The organism is Pseudodesulfovibrio pelocollis (genome assembly GCF_030282845.1).
GTDB lineage: Bacteria > Desulfobacterota > Desulfovibrionia > Desulfovibrionales > Desulfovibrionaceae > Pseudodesulfovibrio > Pseudodesulfovibrio pelocollis.
Window position 1 is genome coordinate 1 of the sequence record NZ_JASTWE010000061.1, and the last position, 12,756, is coordinate 12,756.

Annotated in this window: 13 protein-coding genes and 2 tRNA genes; 4 read left to right on the forward strand and 11 right to left on the reverse strand. The window is 64.6% G+C overall.

The genetic code is table 11. The features are described from left to right. Nucleotides 1-195 precede the first annotated feature (195 nt). The 5 genes from QQS14_RS15220 to QQS14_RS15240 all read right to left on the reverse strand — a co-directional run bounded on the left by QQS14_RS15220 (nucleotide 196) and on the right by QQS14_RS15240 (nucleotide 2,206). Nucleotides 196-273, reverse strand: a tRNA-Glu gene (locus tag QQS14_RS15220). 6 nt (nucleotides 274-279) lie between these two features. Further along, nucleotides 280-354: transfer RNA gene (locus QQS14_RS15225), tRNA-Gln, on the reverse strand. A 60-nt stretch (nucleotides 355-414) separates the two neighbouring features. After that, nucleotides 415-765: a hypothetical protein gene (locus tag QQS14_RS15230; protein WP_285907869.1), complete on the reverse strand. Its 351-nt coding sequence runs from the start codon at nucleotides 763-765 to the stop codon at nucleotides 415-417. A 37-nt stretch (nucleotides 766-802) separates the two neighbouring features. After that, on the reverse strand, nucleotides 803-1,288 hold the full coding sequence (locus QQS14_RS15235; protein WP_285907870.1) for a DciA family protein: 486 nt from the start codon (nucleotides 1,286-1,288) through the stop codon (nucleotides 803-805). Nucleotides 1,289-1,315: 27 nt separating this feature from the next. Beyond that, nucleotides 1,316-2,206, reverse strand: a complete 891-nt coding sequence (locus QQS14_RS15240; RefSeq protein WP_285907871.1) for a universal stress protein — start codon at nucleotides 2,204-2,206, stop codon at nucleotides 1,316-1,318. 291 nt (nucleotides 2,207-2,497) lie between these two features. Here QQS14_RS15240 and QQS14_RS15245 point away from each other — a divergent pair, with 291 nt between their 5' ends. The 3 genes from QQS14_RS15245 to QQS14_RS15255 all read left to right on the forward strand — a co-directional run bounded on the left by QQS14_RS15245 (nucleotide 2,498) and on the right by QQS14_RS15255 (nucleotide 5,959). Then, nucleotides 2,498-3,409 carry an ArsR/SmtB family transcription factor gene (locus QQS14_RS15245; RefSeq protein ID WP_285907872.1) on the forward strand — a complete coding sequence of 304 codons (912 nt, stop codon included), beginning with the start codon at nucleotides 2,498-2,500 and terminating at the stop codon, nucleotides 3,407-3,409. Between the two features lie 25 nt (nucleotides 3,410-3,434). Then, nucleotides 3,435-4,865, forward strand: coding sequence for an adenosylhomocysteinase (ahcY, locus tag QQS14_RS15250; RefSeq protein WP_285907873.1), 1,431 nt, complete (start codon nucleotides 3,435-3,437; stop codon nucleotides 4,863-4,865). A gap of 113 nt (nucleotides 4,866-4,978) precedes the next feature. Next, nucleotides 4,979-5,959, forward strand: a complete 981-nt coding sequence (locus QQS14_RS15255; RefSeq protein WP_285907874.1) for a discoidin domain-containing protein — start codon at nucleotides 4,979-4,981, stop codon at nucleotides 5,957-5,959. Between the two features lie 24 nt (nucleotides 5,960-5,983). On the opposite strand, the gene QQS14_RS15260 is transcribed toward QQS14_RS15255, so the two are convergent. From QQS14_RS15260 to argB, 3 genes are all read right to left on the reverse strand, one after another. Next, on the reverse strand, nucleotides 5,984-7,225 hold the full coding sequence (locus QQS14_RS15260; protein ID WP_285907880.1) for a molybdopterin molybdotransferase MoeA: 1,242 nt from the start codon (nucleotides 7,223-7,225) through the stop codon (nucleotides 5,984-5,986). Nucleotides 7,226-7,322: 97 nt separating this feature from the next. After that, nucleotides 7,323-7,724 carry a bacteriohemerythrin gene (locus tag QQS14_RS15265; RefSeq protein WP_285907875.1) on the reverse strand — a complete coding sequence of 134 codons (402 nt, stop codon included), beginning with the start codon at nucleotides 7,722-7,724 and terminating at the stop codon, nucleotides 7,323-7,325. Between the two features lie 14 nt (nucleotides 7,725-7,738). Continuing rightward, nucleotides 7,739-8,614 carry an acetylglutamate kinase gene (gene argB / locus QQS14_RS15270; protein WP_285907881.1) on the reverse strand — a complete coding sequence of 292 codons (876 nt, stop codon included), beginning with the start codon at nucleotides 8,612-8,614 and terminating at the stop codon, nucleotides 7,739-7,741. A gap of 203 nt (nucleotides 8,615-8,817) precedes the next feature. Between argB and QQS14_RS15275 the strand changes: the two genes are divergently transcribed. Further along, nucleotides 8,818-10,008, forward strand: a complete 1,191-nt coding sequence (locus QQS14_RS15275; protein WP_285907876.1) for a pyridoxal phosphate-dependent aminotransferase — start codon at nucleotides 8,818-8,820, stop codon at nucleotides 10,006-10,008. A 527-nt stretch (nucleotides 10,009-10,535) separates the two neighbouring features. Here the strand turns inward: QQS14_RS15275 and QQS14_RS15280 are convergent. The 3 genes from QQS14_RS15280 to QQS14_RS15290 all read right to left on the reverse strand — a co-directional run bounded on the left by QQS14_RS15280 (nucleotide 10,536) and on the right by QQS14_RS15290 (nucleotide 12,657). Continuing rightward, on the reverse strand, nucleotides 10,536-10,706 hold the full coding sequence (locus QQS14_RS15280; RefSeq protein ID WP_285907877.1) for a hypothetical protein: 171 nt from the start codon (nucleotides 10,704-10,706) through the stop codon (nucleotides 10,536-10,538). Between the two features lie 95 nt (nucleotides 10,707-10,801). Beyond that, nucleotides 10,802-11,065: an RNA-binding regulator gene (locus QQS14_RS15285; protein WP_285907878.1), complete on the reverse strand. Its 264-nt coding sequence runs from the start codon at nucleotides 11,063-11,065 to the stop codon at nucleotides 10,802-10,804. 302 nt (nucleotides 11,066-11,367) lie between these two features. Then, the gene (locus QQS14_RS15290; RefSeq protein ID WP_285907879.1) at nucleotides 11,368-12,657 is read right to left on the reverse strand and encodes a hypothetical protein; all 1,290 of its coding nucleotides are present in this window, start codon (nucleotides 12,655-12,657) and stop codon (nucleotides 11,368-11,370) included. Between the last annotated feature and the right edge of the window lie 99 nt (nucleotides 12,658-12,756).

Genomic DNA, 12,756 nt, shown 5'->3' on the forward strand with positions numbered 1-12,756 from the left:
AACGGTACATTCACAAGGTCAAGAAAAGTACCGGCGCAGTGGACGCCCTGGATGCCGTCTGGCGGGGTAACAGGGGGCGTAAACCGCCTGTCCTGAAACTGGTCCGGTAAAGCTGATGTGGCGCTCGAGCCACGCGGACGAGCCACGTGAACGAAAAACGGGTTACAGCGATTGCTGTAACCCGTTGATTCTGCTTGGCGTCCCCAAGGGGATTTGAACCCCTGTTAACGGCGTGAAAGGCCGTCGTCCTGGACCAGGCTAGACGATGGGGACACTTGATGGCTGGGCTGCAAGGACTCGAACCTTGATTAACGGAGCCAGAACCCGTCGTCCTGCCAATTGAACGACAGCCCAGCAGCGAGAAGTTGATTTAAGGGTTGGCCCCTCGCATGTCAACTTCTTTTTGCGATTAACTTAAACGGCCCTGGCGAGCTGCCGGGTCCGCTTCTTCAGCTTGTTGATCTTGCGGCGCACACGGTCGCGCAGGGTGCGGTCGGTGAGACCGTCCTTTTCGGCGCGCAGGCCGCGGATGATCCGCTTGGTCTCGTGGATCTGCTTCTTGTAGGGGGAGATGGCCTCCTCCTCCACGATGCCGAACACGGTCTTGATCTCGGCCACGAGGTCTTCCTTGCTCTTGCCGGAAGCGCCAACGACCATGGGCAGCTTGTTCATGCACAGGGCACGCAGCTCCTTGGCGGTCATCTTCTCGAGGGGCTTGGTCAGGCCAAGCTCGTCAAAGGCGATTTCTTTGGTCTCTTCGCTCATGATACACTCCTTGAATGCCCCCGGGGGCGCAAATTTCTCACTTGTCGGCAAACATGCGCTGATAAGCCCGGTAGCATCGGCCGATGGCCGAATCCGGGGCCAGCGCTGTATCCAATCCGCCGAGATTTTCAGGCTTTTTCAGCTGTCTTGGTCGGGGCGGTTCCTGCTTGGAAAAGTCCCCGTCCAAAGGAACTCTGCCGTTTAGCAGTTCGAATGTCACTTTGTCAAAGACTTCTTCTCCCAAAAAGGCGTTAATCTTTCCCAGCAGCAGGGGGGCGAGATACTGGGCCTCCTGCATGATCATCGGGTCTTCGGCGGCCAGGATGAGGCGGGAGCCGCGATGCCCCAGGGGCCGGGCCAGGGGGGCCATCTCGCCCATGAGCCGGTCCCACTCGCGCCACAGCCGGACCAGAGACATGCCGCCGGTGGTGTCGAGCCTGCCGAGGAAGTCGGGCAGGGCGCTGCCGACGCGGACGGCCTTGTTGCGCCGCCCGCTGCGGCTGTGATGTCGCAAAAAGGCCATGGTGCGTGGTCCCGGGTGCCACCCGCCCTACATGCAGACGCGGGCGCGGTAGTTGACGATGAGCGATGGGCAGCCCGGCGACAGGGCCACCTGGATGACCGTGGAACCGATGAAGGACTTGGCCAACTCCTCGCTCGACGAGTACTGGGCCATGATCACGAGGTCTGCCTCGCTCCAGCGGGCGTGCTTGATGATCTCGGCGTAGGGCACGCCCTCCCAGCACTCGAAGGAGTGGCTGACGCACTCCAGCGCCTTGCCGTAGCGCCGCGCCATGCGTTCCTTGATGCGGTCTATGAACACGTTCATGTCCTGCATGTAGTACTCGGGATTGGGGCAGTTCTGGCCGATGTCCATGACATGGAAGATGTCGAGGTGGGCGTCGTAGGTCCGGGCCACCTGGATGGCGTAGCACAGGGCCGAATCCGACGGGGTCGAGAAGTCCGTGGCCATGACGATGCGCTTGACATCGGCGACCCTGGGGCCTTCGTCGGTCACGACCATGACCGGGCAGAAGACGTTGGAGCAGACCTTGCGGATGGTGGTGTCCACCACGCCCCACATGCGGTCCGGCCGGACCATGGCCGAGCGGTGGTGGCCCATGACCACCAGGTCCACGCCCTCGGTGTGGATGATCTTGAGCAGCTGCTCGTGCGCTCCGCCCGCGACCACCCGGATGGTGTGGCCGGGGATGTCCTTGAGGTCGTCGGCGTAGAGTTCGGCGATCTTGCGTCGGGCCGATTCCACAAGTTGCTCGGTGGGAACCACGTCCTCGAAGGAGGACCAGGGGTCGCCGCAGATGGGCAGGGCATGGTAGAGCACCAGCTCGGCCCCGTGCCTGCGGACGAGGTCAAAGGCGGCCTTGGGGGCGGTTCCGATGCCGATCTGCGGGGTGGCGGCCAGCAGTATCTTCTTGAACATGACGTCTCCTTGTCTTGGCGACCGGGGATTCGCCCCATGGGGCTTGAGCCCGCGCGCAACGAGTGGCCAGGGTATTCTCAACGACTATCGTACTTTCAGTGAAGCGGGCAAGCACAAACCTGGATTGCGCAAGGGTTCACTTCCTGGCTCACGTCCGTCTGTCTATACCCGCTATCGTGTCCGGCAACAACCGGATTGTCGCGCCCCTGGGGATTGTGCTTGACGGTGCCAGGTTCTTGGGCTAGGTAACGATCATTCCGTATATCAAGATATCCTGATATAGGGTGAAAAATGGAAATAATAAAATATTGCAAAGCGTTGTCTGACGAGACCCGGGCCAGGCTGGTCAACGTTCTCCTCGAATACGAGTTGAACGTGGGCGAGATCGTGCAGGTCATGGGCATGGGGCAGTCGCGCATATCGCGCCACCTCAAGATATTGTCCGACTCCGGGCTGGTGGAGGTGCGGCGCGACGGCCTGTGGGCCTTCTACCGGGCCAGCGAGGGCGGCAACGGGCGCGAGTTCCTGGACGGTGTGGCCCCGCTCATGGCGGGCGAGAACGCGCTGAAGCGCGACCGCAACGTGGCGGTCAAGGTCATCCGGGAGCGCACTGCGGCCACCCGTCAGTTCTTCGACGACATCGCCCCGGAGTGGGACCGCATGACCGCCGAGGTGCTGGGCGAGTTGGACCTGGGGCGCGAGATCCAGGCCCGGCTGCCCCGGTGCGCCTGCGCGGCCGACCTGGGCTGCGGCCCGGGCGACATGCTGGAGGTCCTGGCCTCCAGCGCGGACGTGGTCATCGGCGTGGACAACTCGCCACGGATGCTGGAACTGGCCGAGGAGCGGTTCTCCGGCGACGCCAGCATGAGTCTGCGCATCGGCGAGCTGACCCATCTGCCCCTGCGCGACTGGGAGGCGGACTGCGCGGTCATGTCCCTGGTGCTCCACCACCTGCCCCGGCCGCTCGACGCCATCCGCGAGGCCGGGCGCGTGCTCAAGACCGGCGGCAGGCTGATCATCGCCGAGTACGAGCGCCACGCCAACGAACTGATGCGCACCGAATATGGCGACCGCAGGCTGGGCATTCCCAGCCAGAAGATGCTCGACTGGCTCGACCAGGCGCGTTTTGACGTCACCGGCGTGACCCGGTTCGGCATCAACATGGGCCTTGTGGTCGTCGTGTACGAAGCCGAGAAAAAATAGCAACAAACCCCTTTGGAGGATTTCAATGACCAAGAACGTCACGCCCGTGGACCCCGCCTGCGACAACAAGGTCGCGGACATGTCCCTGGCCGAGTGGGGCCTCATGGAGATGCAGCTCTCCGAGCGCGAGATGCCCGGCCTCATGGCCCTGATCGAGAAGCACGGCAAGGAAAAACCCCTGTCCGGCCTCAGGGTCATGGGCTCGCTGCACATGACCATCCAGACCGCCATGCTCATCAAGTGCCTGTATGAACTGGGCGCGGACATCCGCTGGGCGTCCTGCAACATCTTCTCGACCCAGGACCACGCGGCCGCAGCCATCGCCCAGTCCGGCATGGCCAAGGTCTTCGCCTGGAAGGGCGAGACCCTGGAGGATTACTGGTGGTGCACCGAGCAGGCCCTGACCTGGCCCGACGGCAGCGGCCCGGACCTCATCGTGGACGACGGCGGCGACGCCACCCTCATGGTCCACCAGGGTGTCAAGGTCGAGGCTGACCCGGGTCTGTGCGACAAGGAATACGATGTCGAGGAGTTCCAGATCGTCATGGACCGCCTCAAGGCGGCGCTGACCACCAGCCCCGGCAAGTGGACGGCCATGGCCAAGAGGATTCGCGGCGTGTCCGAGGAGACCACCACCGGCGTGCACCGGCTCTACGAGATGCAGCGCACGGGCGAGCTGCTCTTCCCGGCCATCAACGTCAACGACTCGGTGACCAAGTCCAAATTCGACAACCTGTACGGCTGCCGCGAGTCCCTGGCCGACGGCCTCAAGCGCGCCACCGACGTCATGGTGGCGGGCAAGGTGGTGGTCGTGGTGGGCTACGGCGACGTGGGCAAGGGATGCGCCCAGTCCATGCGCGGCTTTGGCGCGCGCGTGCTGATCACCGAGATCGATCCCATCTGCGCCCTACAGGCCGCCATGGAGGGCTACGAGGTCACCACCATGGCCGACGCCGCGCCCCGGGGCGACATCTTTGTCACCTGCACCGGCAACTATCACGTCATCAACGGCGCGCACATGGACGCCATGAAGGACGAGGCCATCCTGTGCAACATCGGCCACTTCGACTCCGAGATCGAGATGGCCCACCTGGAGAAGAACCCCAAGGCGGTCAAGAAGACCGTCAAGCCGCAGGTGGACAAGTGGACCCTGCCTTCCGGCAAGTCCCTCATCGTGTTGGCCGAGGGGCGGCTGGTCAACCTGGGCTGCGCCACCGGCCACCCCAGCTTTGTCATGTCCAACTCCTTCACCAACCAGGTGCTGGCCCAGCTCGACCTAGCCATGAACGACTACGAGCCCAAGGTCATGATCCTGCCCAAGAAGCTGGACGAGGAAGTGGCCCGGCTGCATCTGGAACGCCTGGGCGTCAGACTCGAAACGCTGACCAAAAAACAGGCCGACTACATCGGCGTGGACATCGAGGGGCCGTACAAGCCCGATCATTACCGTTACTAAGATTCCGGCGAGACAAAGGGGGCTTCGGCCCCCTTTGTTGCGCGGGCCGCCAGCGCGCCCCGGCGCGAATTTCGTGGAGGCGGCCCGGCCCGACATATGGTATGAATCCTTCAATGCACCACCATCACACCATTCGGCCAGGCCGGTTCCTCATCCTTTTCCAGGCCCTGCTTCTGGCCCTGGCGCTGCTCTGGCCCGCCCCGGCCAGGGCCTTCGAGGTCACGGTCAGGGTGTCCAGCGTCAAGGTGGACTTCGGCCTGCCCCACTCCCCGGATAACCTGCTGGACAACGACCCGTCCACGGCCTGGGTCGGCGGCGGCGTGGGGCCGGGCATCGGCCAGTGGATCGAGCTGTCCTTCGGGGTGCCCACGCGGGTGGAGCGGCTGGGTATCTACAACGGCCACCAGGGCGAGGGGAAGTTCCACCAGTTCCGGCGTATCCGCTCGGGCCGGGTGGTCTACCCGGACGGCACCGAGACGCGCTTCTGGCTGCGCGACGAGCCGGGCGAGCAGATGGTGCGGTGCAGCGGCAGGCCCCACAAGTCGCTACGCATCGTGGTGGACGACGTGTTTCCCAAGGGCGACCGGACCGCCAAGGTCAAGCTGGCCGTGTCCGAGATCAAGCTGTATCTCTCGCTCATGGCCCCGCCCGGCGGAGAGCGGGTGCTTGACGTGCCCGATCCTTCCCGGCTCATGGCCCCGCCGCCCATAGATCCGTCCATGGCCGTGCCCGAACCTCTCGTGGCTCTGCTCCGGGAGTATTATGTCAGGCAGACCACGCTCGACCCTGAGTATGCGGAGCTTTTCGCGGCCGACGTGCGCGACCGCAACGACTTCCAGTTCGAGGTGTTCCGGGAGATGCAGCGGCAGCGGGGCACCTTCCGCGCCCTGCGCTCGGCCGAGGTGGACACCTCTGGCCTCGGGTTCGAGATGGTCAGAAATGACGGCAAGTTCGCCGAGGTCCGCGTCTTCGGGGCCTACCGGGTCAAGGTGGCGCACCTGGACAGGAACCTGGAGGAGGATTCGGTCTTCGTGGTAGTGGAAGACCCGGAGGGTTGGCGGATAGTCGAGCTGGACGGGCAGGAAGAGTTTTAATCAACAGCCAGTCATTCCGGCTGGTTACACAATCCACACATCAATCATCCGGCCCTGGTCGAGCCCTTCGGCGTCGGCCGGGATGGCGGTCAGGCCGTGGGCCTTGAGCATGGTCCGCAACAGGCCCGACTTGCCGAGCACCGGGTGGGCCAGGGGCGGGGCGTCCTGGCGCTGTTCGAGCCGGATGCGCACGTAGTCTTCGCGGCCCGCCTTGGAGGCCACGTTGCGGGCCAGCTCGGCCCGGACCATGGGGCGTCGGCCCGGGTCAAAGGCGTCCGGGTCGCCCTGGAGATGGCGCAGCAGGGGCAGCACGAGCACATGCATGACCACCAGGGCCGATGTCACCTGGCCGGGCAGGCCGAGCACCGGCTTGCCCGAGACCCGGCCGAGGATGGTGGGCTTGCCCGGGCTCAGGGCCACGCCGTGGGCCAGCACGGCCGAGTCGTCCAGGGCTTCGAGGGCCTGCACGGTCAGGTCGCGCACGCCGATGGAGCTGCCGCCCGAGAGCAGGACCGCGTCGTTGTCGGCCACGGCCTTGGCCAGGGACTGCGTCAGGCTTTCAAGCTCGTCCGGGACCACGCCGTAGTGGTGGGGGATGGCTCCGGCCCTGGAGACCAGGGCGGCCAGGGTGTGGCTGTTGACATCGCGCACCTGCCCGGGTCTGGGGGTCTGGCGCACGCCAACCACCTCGTCGCCGGTGGAGAGGATGGCCACGCGCGGCCGCCGGACCAAAGCCATTTCCTGAAATCCCAGGGCCGCGGCCAGCCCGATTTCCTGTGGCCGCATGACCGTGCCCGCGCTCAGGGCGGGCTGCCCCTGGCTGGCGTCCTCGCCGCGCTGCATGACGTTCTCGCCCGGGGCGGCGCTCTTTCGTACCTCGATGGTGGTGCCGTCCATCTCGCCGGTGTGCTCGATCATGACCACCGCGTCCGCGCCTGCGGGCAGCAGGCCGCCGGTGGGAATCCTGGCGCATTCGCCGGGGCCGAGCGGTGTTTCGGGCACGGTGTCGATGGACAGGGTGGCCGTGCATTCGAGGTAGGCCGGGTTGGATTCGCTGGCCCCGAACACGTTGCGGGCGCTGACGGCAAAGCCGTCCATGCACGAGCGGTCGAGCAGGGGCCAGTCGTGACCGGCTACAAGGTCCTGGGCCAGCACCCGTCCGTCTGCCTCGGCCAGGTCGCACTGCTCGGCCTCAAGGATGGGAAATTCGCGCAGCAGCGCCTCGAACCGGGCGCGGCTGATGATGGTGAAGAAGCCGTGGCTCATGGGGTGGTGGGGCGTGTCTGTGGACATGAAAACCACGCTACAGCCCGTGGGGCCTCATGGCAAGGGGCGCTGATTTGCCGTTGGTCCGGCACCGGGATCAGCCGCGCGCCTTGGCGTACTCCCCGATGAGGGCGTCCTTGTGCATGATGTGTTCCACGATCCAGTCGTTGATGAACAGGGAGACGCCATCGGGGGTGATGATCTGGCCGTTTTCGATGAACCGCCACAGTGTGTTTACCCGGATCAGCAGCAGGACGTGCTCGGCCACATGGGCGTCGCGGTCGGGATAGCCGATGCGCTCCATGAAGGCCTCCTCCTCGGTGAAGTGATAGCGGGTGTATGCCTTGAGCCGCTCGAAGACGTCCTTGAGCGCGGCCTCGCCCTCGCCCCGGCCGATGGCGGCCATGAGGTCGTTGGCTATGGCGAAGAGCTGCTTGTGCTGCTTGTCGATGACGGGCTCGCCGATGTCGAGGACAATGGCCCAATCCGGGTAGGACATGGTGTGACCTCCTCCTACTTGACCACTTCGGTGCCGATGCCGGACCGGGTGAAGAGTTCGAGCAGGATGCAGTTCTCGACCCGGCCGTCGAGGATGGCCGCCTTCTCCACCTCGGCCACGGCCTCGATGCAGCACGTGATCTTGGGGATCATGCCGCCGGAGATCACGCCGGACTCGATGGCCTCGAAGGCCTCGCGCACGGTCAGGGACGAGATGAGGCTGCCGTCCGCATCAAGCAGGCCGGGCACGTCGGTGAGCAGGTGCAGCCGCTTGGCCTTCAGGGCGGCGGCCACGGCTCCGGCCACGGAGTCGGCGTTGATGTTGTAGGTGACGCCGTGGTCGTCCACGCCAACCGGTGCGATGACCGGGATGAACCCTTCGCGCTGGAGGGAGGTGATGAGCGCCGTGTTCACCTGGCGCACCTCGCCCACCTTGCCCAGGTCGATGATCTCGGGCGGGGCGTCCTTCTTTTCCACGGTCAGCTCCTTGGGCTCGGCCATGATCAGCATGCCGTCCTTGCCCGAAAGGCCCACGGCGCGGCCGCCATGCAGGTTGATCAGATTGACGATCTCCTTGTTGACCTTGCCCACCAGGACCATCTCCACCACGTCCATGGTGGCGTCGTCCGTGACCCGGTAGCCCTCGCGGAAATGGGACTCGATGTTCAGCGCCTTGAGCATCCTGCCGATCTGCGGCCCGCCGCCATGCACCACCACCGGGTTGATGCCGATGTACTTGAGCAGGATCACGTTGAGGGCAAAGGCGCGCTTGAGATTCTCGTCGATCATGGCGTTGCCGCCGTATTTGATGACGATGGTCTTGCCGTAGAACTCGGAGATGAACGGCAGGGTCTCGATGATGGACTTGGCCTGAAGCTGGTAGCGCTTCATGTCCCGCTGGCTGACGGATTCTTTCTTCACTGGCTCGCTCCTGCAAAAAAGACCCGGAAACCCGGGGAATGATCGCGGATTCTCCCCCAACGGCGCAGACCTGTCAACACCAGTCACTTCAACCGGGACGGACCGGTCCCGGTTGCAGGGGGTGGCGGTTTGCCCTACACTTGCGCCTCATCACGCCGCACAAGGAGACTTTCATGCAACTCATTTCGTCCCAGATGGTCAAATACGCCGAGCGCTCGTCCTGGATTCGCAAGATGTTCGAGGAAGGCATCCGGCTCAAGAAGCAGTACGGGCAGGACGCGGTCCACGACTTCAGCCTGGGCAACCCGGACCTGCCGCCGCCCCCGGCCGTCAAGGAGGCCCTGGCTGAGCTGGCCGGGCAGGCGGACCAGCCCTTCTTCCTCGGCTACATGCCCAATTTCGGATACCCGGACGTGCGCGAGAAGCTGGCCGGGGAGGTCTCCCGCGAGCAGGGCGTGACCGTACCGGCCGACTGCCTGGTCATCACCTGCGGCGCGGCGGGTGCGCTCAATGCCTTTTTCCGGGCAGTGCTCGACCCGGGCGACGAGGTGCTGGCCCCGGCCCCGTTCTTTGTCGAATACGGCTTCTACGCCGAGAACCACGGGGCCACCCTGGCCACGGTGCGCTCCAAGCCCCTCACCTTCGAGCTGGATCTCGAGGCCATCGACGCGGCCATCACCCCCAGGACGCGGGTGGTGCTCATCAACTCGCCCAACAACCCCACGGGCGCGGTCTATTCCCGGACCGAACTCGAAGGGCTGGCCGCCATCCTGGCCCGCCACAGCCAGGGCCGCGACAAGCCAATCTTCCTCCTGTCCGACGAGCCGTATCGCTTCCTGGCCTTTGACGGGGTCGAGGTGCCGAGCCTGCTTGGCATCTATCCATACACCGTGGTCTGCTCGTCCTTTTCCAAGAACCTGAGCATGGCCGGGGAGCGCATCGGCTACGCCCTGATCAACCCGGCCATGGAGGGACGTGAATCCCTGGTCGGATCGGTGATCATGGCCAACCGCATCCTCGGCTTTGTCAATGCCCCGGCCCTGGCCCAGCGGCTGCTCGGCAAGGCGCTCGGCAGCTCGGTGGACGTGGCCGTGTACGACGCCCGGCGCAAGGCCATGGCCCGGGTGCTCGACGCGGCTGGCCTGCGCTACACCATGCCGCGCGGGGCCTTCTACTTCTTCCCCGAGGCCCCTGGCGGCGACGATGTGGCCTTCTGCGCCATCTTGCAGGAAGAGAAGATCCTGGCCGTGCCCGGCACCGGCTTCGGCTATCCCGGCTACTTCCGCCTCGCCTTCTGCGTGGACGAGGCGGTCATCGCCCGCTCGGCCGAAGCCTTTGCCCGCGCCGTGGCCAAGGTTTCCTGATCCCGGTTGCCCAATCCTGCCCTTTATCGCCCCTGGCTCGTGCCGGGGGCGTTTTTCGTAGTGCTGTCGCCAGGGCGCAGATCATCCCGGTCGGGGTACAAATATTTGGTCCGCCAGGAGCGCCAGGGGAGGCAAATCGAAATTTTTGGACCGCCCACGGCGCGACCGGTCGGGACGATGTTTGGGTCACGTCACATAACTGGTTGGGATATGACGACTTAGTTTTTTTTCGTCATTTGCCACGAAAATGGCACGACTCCTGCTAGTATAAAAGCAACTTCCTTTTTTGCACCGAGAAAAATCCAGGCCTCCGCAAGGAGGCCTTTCTCGTTTCCGGGGGCATGGGCTCGGCCGTGTCGCTTGTGACGAATAGGCGGTCGTCCCGGGGACGGGCAGCTGAGTGGCGAGCGTCTGGTCGCGAAAGAGGCCCGCCCCTGGTGCGGGGTCGGGCCTCTCGCCCGGCAGGGGCCGGGGCAGCGCTGCCGTGGTCTGGCAGTGGCACTGTTTGTGCGTGGCGCACCGGGGCGTCAGGATTCCTCGCGGGGCAGGCCATCGGTTTGGGTGTCAGTGGTTTCCTCGTCAGACTCCAGGACGTCACCGTCCTTGCGTTCCTGTTTGCGCTGGAGCTTTTCCTCTTTCTTCTTTTTCTTTGCCAGTTCTTTCTGTCGTTTTTCAAATGAGTAATTGCGCTTGACCAAAAGACCTCCCGGGTAAAAAGGAATGAAATCAAAAGCGCCCGCCTCCCCTGGGAGAGGCGGGCGCCGCAGGCCGTGCTATCGCCTGGAAATGGGGGCTACCAACGGGGGCGCTCCGCGCGGGGCTTGGCCTCGTTGACCTTGATGTTCCGGCCGCCGAAGTCCTTGCCGTCCAGGCTCTCGATGGCCTCCAGGGCACCGGCATCGTCCATCTCGACAAAGCCGAAGCCGCGCGGACGACCAGTCTCGCGATCCTCGATGAGTTTGACAGAGATCACCTCGCCATAGGCGCCAAAAGCGGCGCGAATGTCTTCTTCGGTGGCGGACCAGGGCAGATTGCCGACATAGATGTTCTTGGACATGGGAAAAAGTCTCCTGAAAAAATGAATGACTGCGTTTGGTTCCCGTGCACCAAACTTGAAGAAGCAGCGGACAAGATGCACGCTGCTTCTTGATATGCCTGTTTCGATTCTAACCAGCGTCGGACAACATTCGGACCGCGCCTCCACGGGTGCCGCTGGTATAATGGGAAAAATAATAGGCCAGCAAAAGGCAAAAATCAAGAGGGGCTGGCTGGTTTTTTGATTTTTTTGTAATGGGCGAATTTCTTGCCCGGGGGTGGGGTGGGCAAGCCGCTGGAAAGGTCGTCCATTGGGGAGATGTATCAGGATGCCCGGCCGTCGTCCTCTGGCGGCTTGCGGCGACTGCCTCGGAGAAGCAGCGAGGACAGGGCGCGCCCGGCCTGCTTGCCTGTTTCGGCGATGCGGCTGGCCTGGCGCGGGGTGTTGTGATCCGTGCTCCCTGCTTCTTGCGGCCTGTCTTTCGTTTGGGGCGCTTCGGTTTTGGCCTGTGCCGCTTCGCTCTTGGCCGAGGCCGTAGCGTTTCTGATGGATGCCACCGCGTTTTTGGTCGAGTTCGCCGCGCTCCTGGCCGCTTGGGCGAAGGCCCGTCCGACCCGGGTCACGGAACGGCCCAGGCCCCTGGCCCCGCCACCCACTGATTCGACTGTCCCGGCGGCAGCCTCGCCCATGGTGCGGAAAACGCGCGCGGATCCGGCCCGCATGGCGCTGGTGGAACCCCTGACCAGGACCCGGGTGACGTAGAGCACGGTGTCTGCGCTCAAGGTCATGAACACCCGCGATGCCTCCAGGGTGGCCGAGCGGCGCATGGTCCCCCGGGCGTCGAGGCTCAAGCCCAGGTAGTTGCGGGCCACGATGCCGCAGCGCAGGGCAAGCAGGCAGTTGGTGGAGCCGCTTAAGACCGAGGCGGTGATAACCCCGGCCACGGCCTGGGCTCCGGGTACCGCGCCGATGGCCGAGCCGCCCACCAGCGGACCCATCAGCTCGCGCACGTATTCGTCCACGCCCAGTTCGTCCACGGACCCGGCCAGGAGAGAGGTGACCGCGATATTGGCATACAGGTTGACGGTTTCGCGATAGTGCGGCCGCTGGTTGTACAGGTGCGAGAGCCGCCAGGTCAGCCGCGAGATGAGAAAGAGGACCACCAGCGAGTCGAGGCGGCCGTTCTGGGCCAGGGCGGTGCTGATGAATACCTGCCGGGCCGTGGTCCTGATCTCGGCATCGGCCCGCTCCCGCAGCAGGGCCAGCCCGGTCTCCAGGTCCGCGTCCGATTCCACGGGCACGCCCGCCTCGCGCAGGGTCTTGTTACGCGCCAGCCGCTGGACCATGGCCCGGCGGAACCCGGCCATCTCCTCGGGCGTCGGGTCTGCGTGGATGAGCAGGGGCCTTGGCCGCAGAAAGGCCGCGCCCACCGCCCAGCCCAGCGAGACCAGCACCGGGACGAGCAACGCCCAATAGGTCCACGGCTCAAGGGCCGGGTTGAAGCGCCCGGCAAAGGCGGCCAGCCCGGCAACGCAGTCGTGCAGGAACACCAGGAACCAGGCGACGATGATTACTCCGGCCAGGGTGATGATGTTCTTCATGTATCGGGGCATGCCCCAACACTACCCGGTTTGCCCCCGGGTGCAAAGGTGCGCAAGCTGAAATCTGCAAGGCGAGAAAAAGGCCGGGCGAACCCAAGACGTTTTCTATAA